The sequence below is a fragment of the Solibacillus isronensis genome (assembly GCF_900168685.1).
GTDB classification, from domain to species: Bacteria; Bacillota; Bacilli; order Bacillales_A; family Planococcaceae; genus Solibacillus; species Solibacillus isronensis_A.
In genome coordinates, this window is sequence record NZ_FVZN01000014.1 from 856046 (window position 1) to 878039 (window position 21994).

The following is a 21994-nucleotide window of genomic DNA, read 5'->3' on the forward strand; positions in this document are numbered from 1 at the left end:
TTTTCTATTAAAAATAAATCTTTTTGAAATCGGATGTCTGACCTTTACTTTGTTTAGACGTTTTATGTAAAATAGAATGGAAGAAGAGGAGTTGAAAGCATTATGCAACCGTTTAAGAAAGTACATGTAATTGTAATGGATTCTGTTGGTATCGGTGAAGCACCGGATGCCGATAAATTTGGCGATGCTGGCTCAAATACATTAGGACATATCGCAGAAAAAATGAATGGCTTAAATATGCCGAATATGGAGAAGTTGGGTTTATCGAATATTCGTGAACTTAAAGGCATTAATAAAACTGAAAAACCTGCTGCATTTTACGGCATGATGCAAGAAGCATCTGTTGGTAAAGATACAATGACAGGTCACTGGGAGATCATGGGTCTGAACATCGATACTCCGTTTAAAGTATATCCAGAAGGCTTTCCCGCGGAACTGATTTCTAAGCTGGAAGAAGCAACTGGCCGCAAAGTACTTTGTAATTTACCTTACAGTGGAACCGCTGTCATTGACGATTACGGTCCGGAACATATGGAAACAGGTGCAATTATTGTGTATACATCGGCAGACCCGGTTATGCAAATCGCAGCACATGAAGAAGTTATTCCAGTAGAAGAACTTTATAAAATTTGTGAAATTGCACGTGAATTAACATTGGATGCTGAATTTTTAGTAGGTCGTGTAATTGCCCGTCCGTTCGTTGGCGAACCAGGTAACTTTACACGTACATCAAACCGTCATGACTATGCATTGACGCCATTTGGACGCACGACAATGGCTGAAATGAAGGACGCGAAACTTGATGTCATTGCAATCGGTAAAATTTCCGACATCTTTAATGGTGACGGGGTAACAGAAGCAATTCGTACGAAAGACAACACGGATGGAATGGACAAAATGGCGGAAGTTGTTCGTCGTGATTTCCATGGTATCAGCTTCCTGAACTTAGTGGACTTTGATGCGAACTTTGGACACCGACGCGATCCGATCGGCTATGGTCAGGCATTGGAAGAATTTGACCGTCGTTTACCGGAAGTTATGGAAGCGTTATCAGCGGATGATCTGCTGATTATTACGGCAGACCACGGAAACGACCCGACATTCCCTGGTACAGACCATACACGTGAATATGTACCGTTAATTGTTTACTCACCGCGCTTTACAGCTGGTGCAGAATTGGAGTTACGTGAGACATTTGCGGATATTGCAGCAACAATTGCAGATAATTTTAACATTGCAGCACCGCAGTTCGGAAAAAGCTTTTTATCAGAGCTGAAATAAGGGGGATTTTCCACATGAGAATGGTAGATATTATTGAAAAAAAACGTAACGGCGAAGAATTGACAACAGCTGAAATTCGTTTCTTTGTTGAAGGATATACAGATGGCACGATTCCTGATTATCAGGCAAGTGCGTTATGTATGGCAATTTACTTTCAGGATATGACAGATCGCGAACGCGCGGATTTAACAATGGCAATGGTGGAGTCAGGTGACCAAATCGACCTTTCTTCAATTGCAGGCGTAAAAGTAGACAAACACTCAACAGGCGGAGTTGGCGATACAACGACATTGCCATTAGCTGCAATGGTAGCTGCTGTCGGTGTTCCGGTAGCAAAAATGAGTGGTCGTGGATTAGGTCACACAGGCGGTACGATCGACAAGCTTGAAGCGATTGAAGGTTTCCACGTTGAATTAACAAGTGAAGAGTTTTCAAAACAAGTAAATGAAATCGGCATGGCTGTTATCGGTCAATCAGGCAACTTAACACCAGCGGATAAGAAGCTGTATGCGCTACGTGATGTTACAGGAACGGTTTCAAGCATTCCTCTAATTGCCGGCTCAATTATGTCGAAGAAAATTGCTGCAGGTGCAGATGCAATTGTTCTTGATGTTAAAACAGGTGACGGCGCATTTATGAAAACGGTTGAAGATTCAATTAAACTTGCTGAAGCTATGGTGAAAATCGGAAATAACGTTGGCCGTAAAACAATGGCGATTATTTCGGATATGAGTCAGCCTTTAGGATATGCAATCGGCAATGCTCTTGAAGTACAAGAAGCGATCGATACATTAAAAGGTAAAGGTCCGGCTGATTTAAATGAACTTTGCTATACATTAGGATCACAAATGGTTGTTGTTGGCGGCAAAGCAAAAACAATCGAAGAAGCTCGAAAAATGCTGGAGGAAGTTGTAGCTAACGGGGCAGCATTGGAAGTACTGAAAAAATTCATCGCTGCACAAGGCGGAGATGCTTCAGTCGTTGATGACCCATCTCGTTTACCTCAGGCTAAATTCAAATTTGATGTTCCTGCAAAACAGTCAGGCTATGTCTCAAAAATTGAAGCGGATGATATCGGAACAGCTGCAATGCTTCTTGGTGCAGGTCGTGCAACGAAGGAATCTGAAATTGACTTAGCGGTAGGGCTTGTCCTTCATAAAAAAGTAGGCGATCAAGTCGAAGTAGGCGAATCGCTTATGACAATCCATGCTAATACGGAAAATATCGACGCAGTATTAGAAAAGATTTATGCACATGTATACATTTCTGCAGAAAAAGTCGAATCACCAAAATTAATCGAAGCAATTATTACACAATAATAAAATTAGAAGTCTTTCGCAATCTGGAATGGGTTGCGGAAGACTTTTTTTGTGCTTTAAATATTTTACAAATATGTTAAACTAAGAAGTATATTACTGCTTAAAGTAATAAAAATTCTGTTTTATGAATATTTATAAGAAGAAGGGATACTATGAAAGTTAAGTGGTCGGGAAGATTTGAAGGCTATTCATTCGCCCATTTCAAAAAGGATTTGTTATCCGGGACGATTGTCGGGATTATTGCTGTACCGTTGGCGATGAGTTTTGCCATTGCCTCAGGGGTCAAACCGGAATACGGAATTTACACAGCAATTATCGCAGGTATTTTAATTTCCTTATTAGGAGGTTCAAAATTCCAAATCGGCGGTCCGACAGGTGCTTTCGTTCCGATTTTGCTTGGAGTTGTGCTCGTTTACGGGTATGAAAACTTGCTCATCGCAGGTTTAATGGCGGGAATTATGCTGCTGCTGATGGGAATTTTCAGGCTGGGGTCACTGATCAAATTTATCCCGAGGCCCGTTACAGTAGGCTTTACAGCAGGAATTGCCGTCATTATTTTTACCGGACAAATAGGAAATTTTTTAGGGTTAACAAATATGGAGCAGCATGAGAAGTTTCATATGAATGTTCTTGAAATTGCTTCCAATATTGAAACCGTTAATTTTTATAGTTTACTCGTTGCAATTATAAGCTTCGCATTAATACTTATGGCCCCAAAAGTTTTACCGAAAGTGCCGGGTGCCCTAATTGGCATAATTGTGTCCTCTTTTGTAACGGTACTTTTTTTACAGGGGCATGTTGCCACAATTGGCTCCACATATGGTGCAATACCGAATACACTTCCTCAGTTCCACATACCGGAAATAACATTTGAACGTATTTACATGCTCATCGGTCCAGCGTTTGTCATTGCGATGCTCGGCGGGATTGAATCGCTGCTATCGGCGGTTGTTGCAGACGGCATGACGAACAGCAAACATAACAGTAACCGGGAACTGATCGGGCAAGGGGTTGCCAATATTGTGACACCGTTTTTTGGAGGAATACCTGCTACCGGGGCAATTGCACGAACGGCTACTAATATTAAATCCGGTGCTGTTTCGCCAATGTCAGGGGTAATCCATGGAATCTTCGTTTTAGTCACGCTATTATTGCTCGCGCCATTAGCGGTACATATACCACTTGCGAGTTTAGCACCTGTACTCATGATGGTCGCATGGAATATGAGCGAACGTCACCATTTCGCGCACATTCTAAAATTGAAATCCGGAGATTCGCTTGTTCTATGTATTACATTTTTACTGACAGTATTTATGAGCTTAACGGTTGCTGTAATGGCGGGACTCATTTTAGCGGTGATCCTATTTGCGAAAAGCATGGGCGATAGCCTTACTGTTTCCAAAGTACTGCCGAATTTGGACAGGGAGAACGGAAAGTTGCAGCCTCAGATTGTATCAGATTTTCATGATTGTCCGCAAATCAGTATTTATACAATAGAAGGTCCTCTATTTTTTGGTGCTGCTGAAAAGTTTGAACAGACAATGCTGACAATACAGGAACGTCCGAAAGTGTTTATCCTTCGTATGCGTAAAGTGCCGTATATCGATTCGACAGGGGAAGAATATTTCCGCAATATCCTTCAAAATATAAACTCTTATGGTGGTAAAGTTTTCGTAACAAATGTACAGCCTGGATTAGAGCAAATGCTAAAGCGAAGCGGGTTGTATGATTTAATGGAAGCGGAACATTTTTATAATACGACAAGTGACGCCATATCAGCGGCATGCCAGTATATCGAGGTAAATAATTGTATTGGATGCACACATTATGCGTTTAAAGAATGCCAATTGCTAGCAAATGGCATCCCGCTATCAGAGCATGAAGTGCAGGCACAGAATAAATTGACCGAAGCAACAATATAACATGTATAAAATTCTGAAAAAGAACAAAGAATAAGAGACTGAATGGAAAGGTAAAACTTTCTGTTCAGTCTCTTTTTTCATGTTAAGGATGATTAAAAATAGACCGCGTTACCTATACTGATTTTAGTTGTCGCAGGAGCACTACTTTTAACGAATGAACACTAGTTTTGTCAGCTAGATAGGATTATTCCTGAACTTGCCGAATTTGCATGCAAGAAGGAGGCGATGTAGGTGAACTTTAATTTAACGATGTATCCAAATGATGTATTGATTGTCCAACTATTTGGCGAACTGGATCATCATGAGACAGAAAAAGTGAGAACACATATATCGAAAGCTATTTTACAAGGAAATGTAAAATTACTCGTTTGGAATTTAGAGCATTTGCATTTTATGGACAGTTCCGGAATTGGATTAGTGCTTGGCAGGATGCGAGAACTCCGAGCTGTCGATGGACAAACAATCTTGTTAAATCCGTCAAAAACGATGCAGAAAATATTCCAGTATTCCGGTTTAGGAAATCTAATACAATTTGCATCTGAACAGCAAGTTATTTCACACAGCGAGGGGGATTGTCAATGGATAACGAAATGACGCTAACTTTTTTGGCGCGCAGTGAAAATGAAGGGTTGGCACGTATTGCCGTTACAAGCTTTATGGCACAACTCGATCCGACAATTGAAGAGCTATCGGAATGTAAAACAATCGTATCAGAGGCTGTATCGAACGCCATTATCCATGGTTATGCCGATAATCCGCATGGCATTATTACGGTTTATGCGGTTCGTTACGGTTCGGAAGTAAGTGTGACAATTAAAGATGAAGGTTGCGGAATTGAAGATATCGAACAAGCACGTGAGCCATTATTTACAACGAAGCCGGAGCTTGAACGTTCCGGAATGGGCTTTACAATTATGGAAAGTTTTTCGGATTTCCTGCAAGTAGAATCCGTACTAGGAAAAGGCACAGTCGTAACATTCACAAAACAAATTTTGCCAATAGGGACACTCGTGACATAACGAAATAAGGGGATGGGGAACATCGAGCAGTCATCTGAAACGTTATTAACGCAAGCTTATATGCGTGAACTAATCGCAAAGTCACAACAAGGCGATCAAGTTGCGAGAAAAACGATGATTGAAGGAAATACTAGACTTGTTTGGTCTATCGTTCAACGCTTCGCATCAAGGGGTGTTGAACTGGAAGATTTGTTTCAAATTGGCTGTATTGGCTTAATGAAATCGGTTGATAAATTCGACTTGTCCTATGAAGTGAAATTTTCCACATATGCAGTGCCGATGATTATTGGGGAGATTCAACGTTTTTTAAGAGATGACGGTATGGTAAAGGTAAGTCGTTCTATTCGGGAATTGAATTACAAAATTCGTCATGCGACTGATGACTATTTAAAAACGAATGAAAAACCTCCATCTGTTGCAGAGCTGGCTGAAATATTGCAAGTTTCACAAGAAGATATTTTATTGGCAACTGATGCGATGCGTGATCCGGCTAGTTTGCATGATCAGCTCTTTGAAAATGATGGAGATTCCATTACATTAATGGATCAGATGCGGGACGATAAGTCTGAGCTTGCATTTGACTACGTTCCATTAAAAGACATGTTGAAGAGACTAGGGAAACGGGAACAATCGATCATTTATTTCCGCTATTATCTGGATTTAACCCAGACGGAAATTGCCGATCGTCTCGGTATCTCACAAGTACAAGTATCACGATTGGAAAAGAAAATACTAGCCCAGTTGAAATCATGGATGGATCAGTCTACATTAAGCAGATAAGTTAAGTGACCCGCAATTACTCCATGGTGTATTAGACTAAATATGAATAAGCGGTGAAAAAATGACAAATCAGCTTTTTACATCAATGAAAATTGCAGAAGGCTTCTTCAATTCAAAATTTGAGCCAGAGAAGAACTTTGATTTATGTATTAAAGAAATTACGATCAAAAATTTACCGACATTAACGGTATATGTGAGCGGTCTCATCAATGGAGACAGCTTGACGGAAATACTGTCTGATCTACAGCGGGACAACGATGATGAAGAAATACTGGATGAACAGGACTATTTTCACGCCCACTTCAACTTCTTCGGGGTAGATTTAGCGTCGTCGATTGATGACTTTATGCTCGGAGTTTTAAGTGGGCGAGTAGGGTTTGTTACGAAAAGCGGTTACTGCTATTTGGCGGAATTCCGGAATTATCCGGGACGTAATCCAGAAGAACCTGACAATGAAAAAGTTATTCGTGGTTCAAGAGACGGTTTTGCCGAAAATATTATTTTGAATACGGCATTGATTCGTCGACGCATACGAAGTGAAAAGCTGCGATTTCATATGCATCACGTAACGACCTATAGCCAAACGGATATCGTTCTTTCGTATATGGATGATCTAGTAAATGAGAACCATTTACAATGGATCATTGAACGGCTTGGGCAAATTAAACATGATGGGTTAACGATGAGTGACAAATCGTTGGAGGAATGGCTGTTTAAGCAAAAATATCACCCTTTGCCATTTGTGCGCTATACGGAGCGGCCAGATATTGTAGCTGCCCATATTTTAGAGGGGCATATTGCGATTATGGTCGATACATCGCCTTCTGTAATGCTTATCCCTGTCACCATGTTCCATTTGCTGCAGCATGCGGAAGAATATCGCCAGGCGCCGTTAGTCGGTACGATGATGCGGTTCCTTCGTTTTGGAGCGGTTATTTTAAGCTTTCTTTTACTTCCTTACTGGTATTTACTCGTTACACATCCCGAGTTACTCCCCGATAAGTTAGCATTTATCGGGATAAATGAAAAAGGTGAAATTCCTATATTCCTGCAAATATTAATTGCGGATATCGGGATTGAATATTTGCGAATTGCAGCGATTCATACACCAACACCGTTATCGACCGCAATGGGATTAATCGCCGGTATTATCATCGGGCAAATTGCGATCGACGTTGGACTATTTTCAAGTGAAATTGTACTATATACTGCGATTACCGCCATTTTTACATTTGCGATTCCGAACTACGAATTGAGTATTTCGGTGAAAGTGTTCCGTTTGATTCTATTAAGCGCGACCGCGTTATTTGGCATTAACGGATTCTTTATTGGGGCGTTCTTGATTTTCACTTATTTATGTTCATTGAAACCGATGAATGTGCCGTATTTATGGCCGCTTGTGCCGTTTTTCCCGAAGGCATTCGCTCGTGTTGTTATTCGAACACCGATGTCGGAAGATGCACCGAGGCCATTTATCGTGAACGCAAAAAAGCGAAAACGTGTATAAACATGAATTGCATCACTTTGACACCTATGTTAAAGTTCTCATATAATATTTTGTGATTTTTGAGAATATTAGCGAGGATTAGCTAAGTCAGGGGAGAATACGATGCATTTATATGGAACACAGCAAATTAATGAGCTCGGTCATTTAACAATTGGCGGGGTAGATACAATTGAATTGGCAAAACAATACGGGACACCGTTATTCGTTTATGATACAGCGTTAATTCGTAAACGTTCACGCGGCTTTATCGATACATTTGAACAATTAGGTGTAAAAGCGCAAGTTGCTTATGCATCTAAAGCATTCGCCTGTGTTGCGGCATATCAGTTAGCTGCGCAGGAAAACCTGTCGCTGGATGTTGTATCAGGCGGAGAACTTTATACAGCGATTAAAGCTGGATTCCCGGCAGATCGCATTCATTTCCATGGCAATAATAAATCGGTTGCCGAACTTGAATTGGCATTTGAAACGGGAATCGGTTGTATTGTAGTCGATAACTTTTACGAGATTTCGTTAATTAAAGAAATCGCACAGCAGAAAAATCAGCAAATGAAAATTTTATTACGTGTGACACCAGGTGTTGAAGCACATACTCATGATTTTATTACAACAGGTCAAGCAGATTCTAAATTTGGCTTTGACTTAAATAATGGACAAGCTGATGAGGCATTTAAGCAAGTAGTGAACGATCAACATATCGAACTATTAGGTTTACATTGCCACATCGGCTCTCAAATTTTTGAAACAGAAGGCTTTAGTTTGGCAGCAGGTAAAGTAATGCAAAAAATGGGTGCATGGAAAGAACAGCACGGTTTTGTTGCACAAGTGCTGAATCTTGGCGGTGGCTTCGGTATCCGTTATACAGAAGAGGACAAGCCTTTAGAACCTCATGAATATGTTGCGGACATGATTCGAACAGTGCAGGATGAAAGTAAAAAACTTAATTTGACAATGCCTGAAATTTGGATTGAGCCAGGCCGTTCTTTAGTTGGTGATGCAGGTACATCACTGTACACAATCGGTTCTCAGAAAACAGTACCAAATGTGCGTGAATATATTGCTGTTGATGGCGGGATGAGCGATAATATCCGTCCAGCACTTTACGATGCAAAATATGAAGCGATTATTGCCAATAAAGCAAATGATCCAAAAACAAGTACATACACTGTTGCAGGTAAGCTATGTGAGTCAGGAGATAAGTTAATTATTGATGCGTCATTACAAAATGCACATACCGGTGATATTTTAGCGATGTTCTGTACAGGGGCATACGGTTATTCAATGGCATCAAACTATAACCGTGTACCAAGACCGGCAGTTGTATTCGTTGAAAACGGAGAGCACCAATTAGCGATTAAACGTGAAAGCTATGAAGATTTAGTGGCAAATGATTTGCCGTTAACATTTACAAAGGGTGAATAGCCGTTGAAATTATCCAAGCAAGCTAAATGGGGTATCGGTCTATTAATTGGAATTGTGATTTGGTCGCTCTTGTTCATTTACATTATTAGTCCGCTAATTTACAAATTTTCAAACTGAACGTTGGAAAATTGTGTTATTGCATTTCGGTCGATCTTTTGATAGGATGTGCAATGGTAGAATTGAGGGAATGTAAAATGTTAGTTCGATATAAAAAAGCACTTGAAAAAATTGCAATGGGATTAATTTCGTTAATGCCACAAGAAAAAGACATTAAACGCTTAATGGAAACCATTCAACAATATGAACAAAATGAAAATTGGACACTCTTCTTATGGAAAAATGGCGAAGAATATGTAGGGGCTATAGGGATTGCAGAAGAAAATGATGCTGCAGTCGTTCAACATATTACAGTCATCCCGTCGTATCGTGGTGAAGGTGTCGCATTAGAAATGTTACATGAACTGCGGAATATGGGCTATGAACATATTCAAGCGAATGAAGATACAAGTGCATTTGTCCAAAAATGTATACCTATATTAAAAGAAGTCGACTAACTTATTGTCGACTTCTTTTTTTAAATTCTCTAGCTTCCAGTATTTCTGACCGGTCCCGAAGCATATGTTTATTGAAAATAAAGTGTGAATCCATAGGAGGAATCGACTTTATTCTTTCATGTACCAATTCTTGCAGCTGTCGATCTGTAATAGGCAGTGTAAAGTGTGCGAATGGTTGATTTTCCTGTATTTTTCGAAGCTGGTTTTTCATCAGGAGAAGCAATTGTCTTACATCTATATACTCGAAAAATTCACTATTGTGATTCAGCTCAAAGTTAACAATGGCTTTTTCCATTATGCGTGCAGCACCAGTAATATTTGCCCGCCGAAAGTGGTACATACCTGTCGCAAGCTGGACATAGCCTACTAACGGATGAAACTTTTCTCTTGGTGCGATTTCCTTCCAATATTCTTCTAAAACTTCATGGCATTCAAAATAGTCATTATTGCCATTAAAATAAGCGCAATAATCGATAAATAGTGGATGAAACAAAGGATGCATTGTTTTCTCCTTTCCTCTATACTAATTAGATAGGTTCTGCTATATTTGGTTGAATTTTGACGAATAAACTAACTAGCAAAACGTAAAATTAATCATAGCGTGAATTAGATGCTAATGATAATTTCCGAATAACGATAGGTGGTATTTTATGTCTTACGAAGTGAAACTAGACGCCTTTAGCGGGCCGCTAGATTTATTATTGCATTTAATTCATCGTTTGGAAATTGATATATATGATATTCCAATGGCGGAATTAACGGAACAGTATATTGATCACATCCATGCGATGCAAACATTGGAATTGAATGAAGCAAGCGAATATTTAGTAATGGCCGCAACATTATTAGCGATTAAAAGCCGTATGCTCATTCCGATTAATGAAAACGAAATCGATGCAGAGGAACTCGAAGTAGATGAAGTCGATCCACGGGAAGAGCTTGTTGCACGTTTAATCGAATATAAAAAGTATAAAGAAGCAGCTGTCCAACTTCAGGAATTGGAAACAGAGCGTGGGCAAGTGTTCACGAAAGCACCGGCAGACTTGTCGGAATTTATGCCGGAAGAACAATTAGCGCTTTTTGATCAAAATGTAAATGTTTACGATATGTTAAGTGCGTTCCAAAAACTAATGCGTCGTAAACAGTTGAAAAAACCATTGTCAACGCGCATCGCAAGACAGGAAATTTCAGTGAAGGAACAAATGCGCTCCGTTGTAAACATTCTAAAAAATGCAGGCGGAAGAGTTATGTTCTCGCAATTGTTTGAAGCAGAGGATAAGCCAATGCTTGTATTGACGTTTTTAACATTACTGGAATTAATGAAGCGCCAAGTGATTTTTGTGGAACAGCAAAATAACTTCGATGATTTATCTGTATTATTGACAAAAGAGGAGATCAATGATGAATTCGAACAACTTACTGAGCCGAATTGAGGCACTATTATTCGTAGCTGGTGATGAAGGTATGACTATTAAACAACTTGCACAATATATAGAAGTAGAACCTATGGATATTGAAGCGGGATTAAGCGAACTCCTGTCTCATTACAATGAGGAGGAAATGCGGGGAATTACATTAAAACAGCTTGCCGGTACATATCAATTAACAACAAAACCGGAAGTGACCGACACATTGAAAAAATTAATTGAAAACCCGACAAACCAAGTATTAACCGCAGCTTCATTAGAGGTTCTGGCAATTATAGCGTATAAGCAGCCGATCACGCGCGCGGAAGTGGAAGATCTGCGAGGGGTGAAAAGCGAACGCCCGATTGCGACACTCGTTTCAAGGGCGCTTGTACAGGAAGTTGGCAGGGCGGAAGGAACAGGACGGGCAATTTTATATGGGACGACAAAAGAGTTCCTAAATTATTTTGGCTTAAAAAATATTAAAGAATTGCCGCCGTTACCGGAAGAAGTCGATCAGGAAGATGATCAGCCGACTGATTTATTTTTAACGAAGTTCCAGGAAACATTTAACCAAAATTAAAGGAGTGGCCTGTTGAAAAAGTGGTTTGTTTCTATTGTTGTATTGTTCGTATTTTTGAGTAGTTCGTCACAAATTCAGGCGGCTTATAATAGCTATGTTGTTATTGATGCCGAAAATGGGCGGACATTAATGGGTGTGAATGAACATGCACGTCTTCCGATCGCCAGCCTGACAAAAATCTGGACGGCACTGGTTGTTTTGGAAAATAGTGAGCTTACCGATGAAGTTGTCATTTCGAGGGAAGCCTCGCTTGTTGAAGGCTCATCAATTTATTTACTGGAAAACGAGACGTATACGATTGATTACTTGCTTCATGGTTTAATGATGCAATCAGGAAATGATGCCGCTACTGCGCTGGCAGAGCATGTTGGAGGATCTGTAGAAGGTTTTGTTCAGCTAATGAACGAAAAGGCAGAGCTTTATCAATTAAATGAAACAACTTTTACAAATCCTACAGGGCTGCACAATGAAGCCCATCTATCCTCTGCCTACGATACGGCAAAAATGCTGCAAATAGCGATGATGAATCCCGAATTCAGAAAAATTGCTTCGACACAAAATTTTTCGGATGGCAGGCAGTGGAGAAATAAGCACCGACTTATGCATGAGAAGATAGGGGCCATTGCAGGAAAAACAGGTTATACAAAAGTGGCTGGACGAACATTGGCAACGTATTTTGAACGGGAACAAAAATCATTTGTTGTCGTTACTATTAACGAAGGAAATGATTGGAATATCCACCGTAACTTGGCGAATTTTATCGACAACAATTTTGAAAAACAAACGATTGTGAAAAAAGGGAAATATAATGCGAACGGACTGGCAATCGAGTTGGATGAACCGTTCCAAATGCTGCTCCATAAAAAAGAACGACCGAATTTTGAGCATATTGTTAAAGTGTCACGGCTGAAAGGCTCGGATCGAGGGGTTTGGCTTTTATATGCAGATGAAGCGCTCGTATCCTCAAAGCTTGTGACAGTAAAATAATCCAAAATGTGAAATATCTTTAACTTCCGGATTGAAGGTAAGGCCCCGGGGATGTCATGGATTCGAAAGGGAGTACTAAACAAGGTAGTCAGCTTAAATACGTCGCATCATGCGACAACAGCTGACTTACCCACATCCTGTGGGCCTCAAAGCCGAATCCAGACGCAATTACGCCCTGGCGTAATTGATTAAGTTCTAAAAGTATGACATAATTTTTATTCGTTAAGGATTTATTTTCGCTCGTATTTGTGGATTACAGCAATAATATTTAATAATTAACAGAGCAGTAAATGAAAAGTGCAGGGACGAATGCTGAAGAAGTATGCGTCTTTGCAGTTTATCAATCAATGAGGTGAACTTATGGAAAGATTACAAAAAGTGATTGCCTATGCAGGCGTTGCATCACGACGTAAAGCAGAGCAATTAATCGTAGAAGGTAAAGTAAAAGTGAATGGAGTCGTAGTTAAAGAGCTTGGTACAAAAGTATCCAACTCGGACACGATTGAAGTAGAAGGCGTAAAACTTGAAAAAGAAGATAAAGTGTATTTCCTGCTATATAAACCACGCGGCTATATTTCAGCAGTAACTGATGATAAAGGGCGAAAAACAGTAACTGATATTTTTAAAAAGCATGTTCACCAGCGTATTTTCCCTGTAGGACGTTTAGATTATGATACGACTGGGTTATTGCTTTTAACGAATGACGGAGAGTTTTCAAACTTAATGACACATCCGAAATTCAAAATCGACAAAACATATATTGCGCGTGTTAAAGGGATCCCAACAAAACAAGGTTTAATGAAGCTTCAAAGCGGTATTAAGCTGGAAGACGGAAAAACGGCTCCAGCAAAAGTAAGCATGACCAGCTTTGATGAAAAGGCTGGTAAAGCGATTTGTGAGATTACAATCCATGAAGGGCGAAATCGTCAAGTCCGCCGTATGTTTGAAGCAATCGGTACACCTGTCGTGAAATTAAAACGTGAGCGCTTTGCATTTCTGGATTTAACAGGACTTAGCCCGGGCGAATACCGTCAGCTGACAAAACATGAAGTAAAGCTACTACGTGTATTAGCTGAAACAGGAAAAATTGATTATAACAATTAGTAGTTTAAGATATTCATAAATCATTCTGAAAGAAAAGAATTTAAATTTTGTAATAATTTGCTATAATAGGCAACAGTAGTTGCTGAAGTGGAAGGGGGTTTTTTATTTGGAAAAAAAGAAACAACGTTCTGTGACTCGCGGTATCATTTTAACCATTTTAGCAATCGCAATCGGATATACAGTTTACGCTGCCGTAACGAAAGATAAAATTAATATTGTACAGGCCGGGGCACAGGCGCCTGATTTTGAAGTAGTAGATTTGCATGGTGAAAAGCATAGATTGAAAGACTACGAGGGAAAGGGTGTCGTTCTGAATTTTTGGGGTACATGGTGTGAACCGTGTGAACGCGAATTCCCTGCAATGACTCGTCAATATGCGGAATTTAAGAACCAGAATGTTCAAATTATTGCCGTTAACTTTGCACAGTCTGAATTCGAAGTAAAAAAATATGTGGCGAATATGGGGATGACATTCCCTGTTGCGATCGATAAAACGAAAAGTGTTTTCACTGCCTATAATATTGGACCCCTGCCTACATCAATTTTCATTAAACCCGACGGTACAATAGACCGTATTATTACTGGAGAAATGACCGAAGGAGAAATTGTGCAATATATGGAGTCAATAAAGCCGGAATAGGAGTTTTTACGCAATGAATAAACTACTTTGTGAATGCGGGCATGAAAATCCTGAAGGTACAACACTCTGCCAAAAATGCGGTTCTCCATTATCCGCAGAGGAAAAAAGCAAAAAAATTGCAGATATGCGGTACGAAGGGACAGCCATACGTTCAAAAACTTATAACAAGTCAATTATTGATAAGGTTTGGAATTTTTTCTCAAGTGTGAAAGTCGGAATTACGCTCATTATTATCAATTTAATAGCAGCATCAATTGGTACAATCCTGCCTCAGGAGTTTTACATAAGTGTAGCGACAGACGCGGAGAAGGAAAAGTACTATTCAGATGTTTATGGATGGTTCGGTGAAATATACTACGCGTTAGGTTTATCGGATCTTTATTCATCCCTATGGTTCCAATTACTTGTATTAATGTTAGGTGTGTCCATTATTATTGCAAGTATAGATAGAGGTATTCCATTACATAAATCTTTAAAAAATCAACGAGTTAAACGACATACAAACTTTATGAAGCGTCAGCGAATTATTGGTGAAGGGAAACCAACTGAAACGCCTGAACAAACGCTCCAGCTCGTTGAACAATCTTTAAAAAATTTAAAATACAATATCCGACGTGAAGATGATTCCATTTTAGCGGAACGCGGGCGTTTTTCACGCTACGGTGCCTACATAAACCATGTTGGATTAATCGTCTTTTTAATTGGGGTCATGCTCCATTTAGTACCGGGCATGTACGTGGATGAATCGATGTGGCTCCGAGAAGGCGAAACACGAGCTGTACCGGGAATGGACGGGTACTTCCTGAAGAATGACAAATTTATTCTTGAAACATACGACAATGTTCCTCAAGGTGAGCAGATCAAGCAAGGGGTCAATGTAGTCGCGAAAAATTTCCAGACGGACGTGACATTGTATAAACAGAAAGAAAACAGTGTGCCGGGACAGGCTGAAAACCTGGAAGAAGTAAAGAAATACGGAATTCAGGTAAACCATCCGCTCAAGCATGAAGGCTATGCATTTTATCAGATGGATTTCCGTTTAAATGAGATTAAAACAATGGTATTTGATTTGACGAATAAGGAAACGGAAGAATCGCTTGGTCAAATTAGCATTGATTTAACTAACCCGCAGGAAGTGTATATGCTCGAAAATGGCGCACAAGTCGAATTAATGGGTTTTTATCCGGACTTTTCAGGTTTTAAAGAAGGTGTACCGCAAACTGCGACCCAAACACCGAATAATCCGGCATTTATTTTTAAAATGATTACTCCTGAAACACCGGAAGGAGAGACAAGCTTTGTTGCGATCCAGCAAACACTGGAGCCTGAAGGTGACAACATTTACAAAATGAAGTTTTCGAATGTGGAAACACGCCATATGTCGGGTTTAACAATCCGTTATGATCGGACAATCCCTATTCTAATCGTAGGGGGGATTATCTTTATGATTGGTGTTGCGATCGGTTCCTACTGGAATCATCGCCGTATATGGATTGAACAGATGGCGGATGGAACAATACGTCTGGCAGCACATACGAATAAAAACTGGTTTAGTATGAAAAAAGATTTAGATGCATTAACGAAGAATGCTCATTTACCGCAATACGTAGATCAACAGGAAATAGAAAACAATGAACATGTTGAAACAGAAAAGGATGGTAAAACCTTATGAGTTTAATCGATTTAAGCGGTTATTTACTGTATGCTGCATTCATTTCTTACTTAGTTGGTACATTTTTATTTGCAGGCGCAATAAAAGTGAAAAATGACACGGCAGCAGCACGGGCAGATAAATACGGTAAAATTGCCCTTGTTGTTACAATTATCGGTTTTGTTGCACAGTTAGGTTATTTCATTACGCGTTGGGTGTATACAGGACATGCACCGGTTAGTAATATGTTTGAATTTACGACAGCATTCGGTATGTTCATCGTACTATCATTTATCGTCATTTACTTTACGTATAAAGTTGCGGCATTAGGCGTTGTTGCATTACCAATTGCATTATTGATCATTGCCTATGCCTCTATGTTCCCGACAGAAGTAAGTCCTTTAGTACCTTCACTGCAAAGTCATTGGCTGACAATTCATGTTACGACTGCAGCATTAGGGCAATCGATTTTTGGGATTAGTGCGGTAGCCGGACTTATATACTTGCTGAGAAATGTGAATATGGATGAGCGCTCAAAAGAAAGTTTTTGGCTGGAAACAGTCATGTTCTGCTGTGTACTAGTTGTAGGATTTGTTGCGGCAACAGTTACTTTCAACGCGGTGGGTTATGAAGCGAAGTATGAATACGTTGATACATTGGATCAAGTCAATACATCTACGTATTTGATGCCGGCTGTATTCGGTATGAATGAATATGTGGAACTGACTGAAGACCGTATGACACCATTATTTGAGTTGCCGGCATTGATCGATGCGCGGAAACTTACAACTGTTTTCTGGTCTGTTCTATTCGGTACAATCATTTATATACTGATTCGACTCATCTTTAGAAGAAAGATAGCGAAAATGTTCCAGCCATTAGTGAAACGGGTGAACTCGACGCTGATGGACGAAATCGCCTACCGTTCAATTTTGATTGCTTTCCCGATCTTTACATTAGGCGCGCTTATTTTTGCGATGATCTGGGCACAGGAAGCATGGGGCCGATTCTGGGGCTGGGACCCAAAAGAAGTATGGGCACTTATTACATGGCTGTTTTATGCAGCATTTTTACACCTTCGCCTGTCAAAAGGTTGGGAAGGAAGAAAGAGTGCATGGCTAACGGTAATTGGTTTCCTTATTATTTTATTCAATTTAGTCGTAGTTAATCTAGTTATCGCTGGATTACACTCTTATGCATAATGTGACAAGAAGTTCCTTTTCACACTATTATTAAAGCTATTTTGATAGTTTCCAATTCTATGCAAAATAATTAATAAACTGTCATAAAGTTAGAAAAGTTCAATCTGAATGATTGGGCTTTTCTTTTCAATCGTTCGTTAAAAAGGTACAATAGAGAAGAGAAATAGAGTTTTTGAAAGGGGCAACACCAGTGTCTGAAAATATTTCTGTGTTGATAGTGGATGACGAGGATCGAATTCGTCGTTTGTTAAAAATGTATTTAGAGCGTGAGGGCTATACAGTAGAAGAAGCGGAAAATGGAGAACAAGCACTTTCGATGGCACTTGAGAAAGATTATCATTGTATTTTGTTGGATATTATGATGCCTGAAAAAGATGGTTTGGAAGTTTGTGCTGAACTGCGCGAAAAGAAAACAACGCCTATTATATTGTTGACGGCAAAAGGTGAAGAAGCAAACCGTGTACAAGGATTTGAGCTTGGTGCGGATGATTATATTGTGAAACCATTTAGTCCGCGAGAAGTTGTATTGCGTGTTAAAGCAATATTAAGACGTTCAGCAGTATTTTCACCTGTTTCAAATGCTTCATCTTCTAAAGATTTAGTTGTGTTCCCGCATTTAACGATCGACCATGATGCACATCGTGTGACAGCGGATGGAACGGAAGTAAATTTAACACCGAAAGAATACGAATTATTATACTTTTTGGCGAAGGCACCCGATAAAGTATTCGACCGTGAGCAATTATTAAAAGAAGTTTGGCATTATGATTTCTTTGGCGATCTGCGCACAGTTGATACACATGTTAAGCGCCTGCGTGAAAAGCTGAACCGTGTCTCTGAAAATGCAGCGAAAATGATCGTTACGGTTTGGGGAGTAGGCTATAAGTTCGAGGTCGTAAATGATTAGAATAGCAACAAGTATTGTCGGGAAGCTATGGGTAACCATTTTGCTTCTCGTTTCATTTGTCCTGTTTATTTTCACAATTTTCATGTTGGAGTTTCTTGAAAATTATCATAACGAGCAATCCGAGGCTTCATTAAGGCAAACGGCCGCAGCCATTGCGAGTATTATCGATGAGGAAGAGATCGATGATAAGCAGTTTGCGATCATTTCGGAGTTATTGACGGAAACGACAAACGTACTTATCGCCAAAAGTTCAGATGAAATATTGTATGCAAGACAAGAAGGCATCAATAAAGAAGAAATTCAGCAAAAAATAATAAGCAGTAAAGCATTTGAAGAAGTATATGCATCATCAGAGCCGATAGTAAAGGAACTGACGCTGCCTTCAAATCGGGAAGAAGCGAGCAATTCCAATTATATTGTATTAGGTTTCCCGCTGAAAAGTGTTGAAGATTTACATGGGGCGGTCTTTATTTACAAAAATCCCGATGCTTTACACCAGACAAGTAGTGAAACAACGAAAATTGTTGTATTAGCTGCAGCTATTGCATTTATATTGACGACAATTTTTGCATTTTTCCTATCTTCTAAAATAACGCTTCCATTGCGTAAAATGAGAGAGCATGCATTTGAATTGGCAAAGGGACGTTTCGATTCGAAAATTGAAACGAAGCAAAATGATGAAATTGGTCAGCTTGCCGTTGCCTTTAACCAGATGGGCCGTCAATTGAAGCATCATTTGGAAGTGATTAACCAAGAAAAAGAACAATTATCGAGCATTTTAACATCGATGACCGATTCCGTTATTACATTTAATCGCGATAAAACGATTTTAGTGAGCAATCCTCCAGCAGAGCGACTACTGCAAAAATGGTTCGTCGAAAAAGGATTGGATAGCTCAAAGCCGATACCGGATGAACTTTATCACATGCTTGATCATGTGTTGAATTTTGAGGATCAGCTGGACGAAGAGTTTGAAATGGGTAAATCCTATTACAGTATTACGATTAGTCCTCTGTACAGCAGAGATTCCATTCGTGGTGCAGTTGCTGTTATACGTGATAAAACGGAAGAAACGAAACTGGAAAAACTGAAATCGGATTTCATCGCCAATGTATCACATGAACTGCGCACGCCAATCGCGATGCTCCAAGGCTATTCTGAAGCGATTATTGATGGAGTTGTCACAACTGAGGAAGAACGTATTGATATGATCCGGGTAATATACGATGAATCGCAGCGTATGAGTCGTCTCGTAACAGATTTACTTGACTTGGCGCGGATGGAATCAGGACATATGAGTCTGTATAAGGAAGACGTGCCATTAGTTGCGGTTATTGAACGAATGACACATAAATTTGACCAAACAGCGAAAGAAAAGCATGTGCAATTGCTGATTGAAACCGACTTTTCAGATGAAACGCTTATTTCGATTGATGAAGACCGTATCGAACAAGTATTAACAAACTTGATTGACAATGCGATTCGCCATACACCAGCAGATGGATCGGTAACTGTTTCAATGGCAAATGAGCAAAACTATGCAAAAATTCAAGTTAGGGATACAGGGCAAGGCATTCCTCAAGATGATTTGCCATATGTATTTGAACGGTTCTACAAAGCAGATAAAGCACGTACACGTTCGAAAGGCGGAACGGGCTTAGGCTTGGCCATTACGAAAAACATTGTGGAAGCACATAACGGCAGAATCTCTGTTGATAGTGTGGAACAGCAAGGAACAACCTTTACATTTTACTTGCCATTGTCTTAATATAGTGGGGTAATGGAATTATGAGTTTGAAAAAGTTTATCATTTTGAATCGTTCAAAGTGATAAACTTTTCTTTTTAATGAACCAGTTCGTTCGTAACGGATGATTAGTGTAACTTTTTTGTTTCGAAAACGACAAATTACGTGAATGGAGGTGGGATGGGTGCAACAATCCATTTTCCATCGATTATACGATACGTATCATCAGGATGTTTTTAATTTCTTATTTTACTTAGTGAAAAATCGTACCGCAGCTGAGGATCTTGCCCATGAAGTATACGTTCGTGTATTAAAATCATACGACCGATTCGAAGGGAAAAGTTCAGAAAAAACTTGGCTGTTCTCTATAGCAAAAAATGTGGCGATTGACTATTTTAGAAAAAAACAAGTTCGAGATAAACATGCATTTACAGCTTTTGATTGGGAGACAGAGCAACTTGTAAGCCCAGTCCCTTCACCTGAACAATTTACCGAATTAAATGATCAGCTCCATCAATTACTCGTTGCATTGGAGGAATGTTCAGGTGATCAGAAAATGGTTATTATTATGCGGTTTATTCAAGAACTTTCAATTCAGGAAACAGCGGAAATATTAGGATGGACGACCGGAAAGGTTAAAACGACACAGCACCGTGCTTTAAAGAATCTGCGGCTGCTATTGGAAGCGCAAGAAGGAAGGGAGGCGAATCCATTATGAAAAAGGAGCATTGGGATGAAAAAGAGATTGAACTTTTTCTGAAAAAAGCACCGAAAGTAACCGATCATCGTTCAAAAGATGAGGTATTTAATCGTTTAATGGATGAAGGAGCATTTAATGAAGATCCGCCTACCATACAGCAAAACAATCAAAAAGGCATACGCTGGGCACCATTATTCGTTTCGATTGCATCAATATTTATTATAGTTTTAATCAGTGCGCAATTTATAGGCAATAATGAGTCGGTTACTTTGCAGAATGAAGCATTCGATCTTGCCACTCCGGAGTCGGAAGAAAATGCGACTATGAGTGCGAAAGAAGATGCATCAACACAACGCTCCATGATTAATAGTTTCTCGACGGAAGCGCAACCTGAGCAAACATTGGTTTATGAAAACGAGCTAGAGGACAATACATTATTTGCAATTGGTCTTGCAGGTGATGATGCAGAAAGTGTACCTGTGAGTATATTGATTCCAAATGAAATTGTTGCCGAAAAAACGGGTACAGAAAATCCGACGAAGCTGGAACTTTATAACACATTTAGTCCGCTGCTTGACGAACAGTCGCTAGGTTTTAATGAATACCATCCTTACAAGGGTGAATTGCGTGAGGAAGGGAACAGGCTTGTCCATACGCTGCCGGAAGATCACCAATACGATGCGGGAACAGCTTCCTTATCGAATTATCTCGGCTCCCTTGTTGATACTTTCAGTGAGGCATATATGGAAGTAGAAATAGAAAATACGGCCGGAAAACCAATTTATTTTGACCACGTTGGCGATGTAAATGAGCCGTTTTTATTAAATGATGAGAACTCTCAATATAATTATTTTATGTATCAGATGCGCAATGGGGCGGTATATTTAAGTCCGAATTTCCGAATGAGCTTTAAAGATGTGCAAGAAGCAATCAAAAATATGACGGTGGAAGCGAATGATATATACAGAACGGTAATATTGCCGGGCGTCTATTTGAAAGTTGAAGACGCTGAGTCCGTCGTTACGATTACGTTTGAAGAACCTTTGAACTTGGAGAATTATGAACCTGCTCAAGCGATGCGCATGATCGAAGGGTTAATAATGACAGCTGCAAGTTTTGATAAACAGGTTAAATTTGAAAATATCGTACAGGAACAATGGGGCGGTTTTGATTTCACAAAACCAATAGAGAAGCCGGTTGCGGCGAACCGTATCTATTATGAATTTCAATAATTCAAATAATTTTACTAGGAATTGTAAGCAATG

General features: G+C 39.7%; 21 protein-coding genes. 20 read left to right on the forward strand and 1 reads right to left on the reverse strand.

The genetic code is table 11. The annotated features are described in order from the left end of the window. Positions 1-102: 102 nt before the first annotated feature. The 9 genes from deoB (at position 103) to B5473_RS12810 (ending at position 9804) form a co-directional block, all read left to right on the forward strand. Positions 103-1281 carry a phosphopentomutase gene (gene deoB, locus B5473_RS12770; RefSeq protein WP_079525732.1) on the forward strand — a complete coding sequence of 393 codons (1179 nt, stop codon included), beginning with the start codon at positions 103-105 and terminating at the stop codon, positions 1279-1281. A gap of 14 nt (positions 1282-1295) precedes the next feature. Next, positions 1296-2600, forward strand: a complete 1305-nt coding sequence (locus B5473_RS12775; RefSeq protein WP_079525734.1) for a pyrimidine-nucleoside phosphorylase — start codon at positions 1296-1298, stop codon at positions 2598-2600. 152 nt (positions 2601-2752) lie between these two features. Beyond that, positions 2753-4522: a SulP family inorganic anion transporter gene (locus B5473_RS12780; protein WP_079525737.1), complete on the forward strand. Its 1770-nt coding sequence runs from the start codon at positions 2753-2755 to the stop codon at positions 4520-4522. Positions 4523-4753: 231 nt separating this feature from the next. Further along, positions 4754-5116, forward strand: a complete 363-nt coding sequence (gene spoIIAA / locus B5473_RS12785; RefSeq protein ID WP_008408083.1) for an anti-sigma F factor antagonist — start codon at positions 4754-4756, stop codon at positions 5114-5116. Beyond that, positions 5101-5541, forward strand: a complete 441-nt coding sequence (spoIIAB, locus tag B5473_RS12790; protein WP_079525739.1) for an anti-sigma F factor — start codon at positions 5101-5103, stop codon at positions 5539-5541. The genes spoIIAA and spoIIAB overlap by 16 nt, the downstream gene beginning before the upstream one ends. A gap of 12 nt (positions 5542-5553) precedes the next feature. Continuing rightward, a complete protein-coding gene (locus B5473_RS12795) occupies positions 5554-6321 on the forward strand; it encodes a SigF/SigG family RNA polymerase sporulation sigma factor (protein WP_079525741.1) in 768 nt (255 codons plus the stop codon). 61 nt (positions 6322-6382) lie between these two features. After that, complete coding sequence (locus B5473_RS12800) at positions 6383-7828, forward strand: spore germination protein (RefSeq protein WP_079525743.1); 1446 nt, start codon at positions 6383-6385, stop codon at positions 7826-7828. A 102-nt stretch (positions 7829-7930) separates the two neighbouring features. Next, positions 7931-9250: a diaminopimelate decarboxylase gene (lysA, locus tag B5473_RS12805; RefSeq protein ID WP_079525745.1), complete on the forward strand. Its 1320-nt coding sequence runs from the start codon at positions 7931-7933 to the stop codon at positions 9248-9250. A 194-nt stretch (positions 9251-9444) separates the two neighbouring features. Beyond that, complete coding sequence (locus tag B5473_RS12810; RefSeq protein ID WP_079525748.1) at positions 9445-9804, forward strand: GNAT family N-acetyltransferase; 360 nt, start codon at positions 9445-9447, stop codon at positions 9802-9804. Between the two features lies 1 nt (position 9805). Here B5473_RS12810 and B5473_RS12815 read toward each other — a convergent pair whose 3' ends face one another. Next, entirely contained in the window at positions 9806-10306 is a 501-nt protein-coding gene (locus B5473_RS12815) for a DUF309 domain-containing protein (RefSeq protein ID WP_079525750.1), read from the reverse strand. Between the two features lie 148 nt (positions 10307-10454). Between B5473_RS12815 and B5473_RS12820 the strand changes: the two genes are divergently transcribed. The 11 genes from B5473_RS12820 (at position 10455) to B5473_RS12870 (ending at position 21961) form a co-directional block, all read left to right on the forward strand. Beyond that, positions 10455-11237, forward strand: a complete 783-nt coding sequence (locus B5473_RS12820; protein ID WP_079525753.1) for a segregation/condensation protein A — start codon at positions 10455-10457, stop codon at positions 11235-11237. Further along, positions 11203-11793, forward strand: a complete 591-nt coding sequence (scpB, locus tag B5473_RS12825; RefSeq protein WP_079525755.1) for an SMC-Scp complex subunit ScpB — start codon at positions 11203-11205, stop codon at positions 11791-11793. The genes B5473_RS12820 and scpB overlap by 35 nt, the downstream gene beginning before the upstream one ends. Positions 11794-11805: 12 nt before the next feature. Further along, positions 11806-12780 (forward strand): D-alanyl-D-alanine carboxypeptidase family protein, encoded by a 975-nt coding sequence (locus tag B5473_RS12830; protein WP_079525757.1) that lies wholly within the window; start codon positions 11806-11808, stop codon positions 12778-12780. A gap of 360 nt (positions 12781-13140) precedes the next feature. Next, entirely contained in the window at positions 13141-13884 is a 744-nt protein-coding gene (locus tag B5473_RS12835) for a pseudouridine synthase (RefSeq protein WP_079525759.1), read from the forward strand. A 106-nt stretch (positions 13885-13990) separates the two neighbouring features. Continuing rightward, positions 13991-14524, forward strand: a complete 534-nt coding sequence (gene resA / locus B5473_RS12840; RefSeq protein ID WP_079525761.1) for a thiol-disulfide oxidoreductase ResA — start codon at positions 13991-13993, stop codon at positions 14522-14524. Between the two features lie 13 nt (positions 14525-14537). Then, the gene (locus tag B5473_RS12845) at positions 14538-16196 is read left to right on the forward strand and encodes a cytochrome c biogenesis protein ResB (RefSeq protein WP_079525763.1); all 1659 of its coding nucleotides are present in this window, start codon (positions 14538-14540) and stop codon (positions 16194-16196) included. After that, positions 16193-17377: a c-type cytochrome biogenesis protein CcsB gene (gene ccsB / locus B5473_RS12850; RefSeq protein WP_079525765.1), complete on the forward strand. Its 1185-nt coding sequence runs from the start codon at positions 16193-16195 to the stop codon at positions 17375-17377. The genes B5473_RS12845 and ccsB overlap by 4 nt, the downstream gene beginning before the upstream one ends. Positions 17378-17567: 190 nt before the next feature. Further along, positions 17568-18284, forward strand: coding sequence for a response regulator transcription factor (locus B5473_RS12855; RefSeq protein WP_079528693.1), 717 nt, complete (start codon positions 17568-17570; stop codon positions 18282-18284). Continuing rightward, positions 18277-20052, forward strand: coding sequence for an ATP-binding protein (locus B5473_RS12860; RefSeq protein ID WP_079525767.1), 1776 nt, complete (start codon positions 18277-18279; stop codon positions 20050-20052). The genes B5473_RS12855 and B5473_RS12860 overlap by 8 nt, the downstream gene beginning before the upstream one ends. A gap of 161 nt (positions 20053-20213) precedes the next feature. After that, positions 20214-20747 carry an RNA polymerase sigma factor SigX gene (locus tag B5473_RS12865; protein ID WP_079525770.1) on the forward strand — a complete coding sequence of 178 codons (534 nt, stop codon included), beginning with the start codon at positions 20214-20216 and terminating at the stop codon, positions 20745-20747. Further along, positions 20744-21961, forward strand: coding sequence for a hypothetical protein (locus B5473_RS12870; RefSeq protein WP_079525772.1), 1218 nt, complete (start codon positions 20744-20746; stop codon positions 21959-21961). The genes B5473_RS12865 and B5473_RS12870 overlap by 4 nt, the downstream gene beginning before the upstream one ends. Positions 21962-21994 lie beyond the last annotated feature (33 nt).

What these genes read in the sequence shown, in the direction of transcription:
- deoB (WP_079525732.1), top strand. Translation starts at nt 103, where the DNA reads ATGCAACCGTTTAAGAAAGTACATGTAATTGTAATGGATTCTGTTGGT.
- B5473_RS12775 (WP_079525734.1), top strand. Translation starts at nt 1,296, where the DNA reads ATGAGAATGGTAGATATTATTGAAAAAAAACGTAACGGCGAAGAATTG.
- B5473_RS12780 (WP_079525737.1), top strand. Translation starts at nt 2,753, where the DNA reads ATGAAAGTTAAGTGGTCGGGAAGATTTGAAGGCTATTCATTCGCCCAT.
- spoIIAB (WP_079525739.1), top strand. Translation starts at nt 5,101, where the DNA reads ATGGATAACGAAATGACGCTAACTTTTTTGGCGCGCAGTGAAAATGAA.
- B5473_RS12795 (WP_079525741.1), top strand. Translation starts at nt 5,554, where the DNA reads ATGGGGAACATCGAGCAGTCATCTGAAACGTTATTAACGCAAGCTTAT.
- B5473_RS12800 (WP_079525743.1), top strand. Translation starts at nt 6,383, where the DNA reads ATGACAAATCAGCTTTTTACATCAATGAAAATTGCAGAAGGCTTCTTC.
- lysA (WP_079525745.1), top strand. Translation starts at nt 7,931, where the DNA reads ATGCATTTATATGGAACACAGCAAATTAATGAGCTCGGTCATTTAACA.
- B5473_RS12810 (WP_079525748.1), top strand. Translation starts at nt 9,445, where the DNA reads ATGTTAGTTCGATATAAAAAAGCACTTGAAAAAATTGCAATGGGATTA.
- B5473_RS12815 (WP_079525750.1), bottom strand. Translation starts at nt 10,306, where the DNA reads ATGCATCCTTTGTTTCATCCACTATTTATCGATTATTGCGCTTATTTT.
- B5473_RS12820 (WP_079525753.1), top strand. Translation starts at nt 10,455, where the DNA reads ATGTCTTACGAAGTGAAACTAGACGCCTTTAGCGGGCCGCTAGATTTA.
- scpB (WP_079525755.1), top strand. Translation starts at nt 11,203, where the DNA reads ATGATGAATTCGAACAACTTACTGAGCCGAATTGAGGCACTATTATTC.
- B5473_RS12835 (WP_079525759.1), top strand. Translation starts at nt 13,141, where the DNA reads ATGGAAAGATTACAAAAAGTGATTGCCTATGCAGGCGTTGCATCACGA.
- B5473_RS12845 (WP_079525763.1), top strand. Translation starts at nt 14,538, where the DNA reads ATGAATAAACTACTTTGTGAATGCGGGCATGAAAATCCTGAAGGTACA.
- ccsB (WP_079525765.1), top strand. Translation starts at nt 16,193, where the DNA reads ATGAGTTTAATCGATTTAAGCGGTTATTTACTGTATGCTGCATTCATT.
- B5473_RS12860 (WP_079525767.1), top strand. Translation starts at nt 18,277, where the DNA reads ATGATTAGAATAGCAACAAGTATTGTCGGGAAGCTATGGGTAACCATT.
- B5473_RS12870 (WP_079525772.1), top strand. Translation starts at nt 20,744, where the DNA reads ATGAAAAAGGAGCATTGGGATGAAAAAGAGATTGAACTTTTTCTGAAA.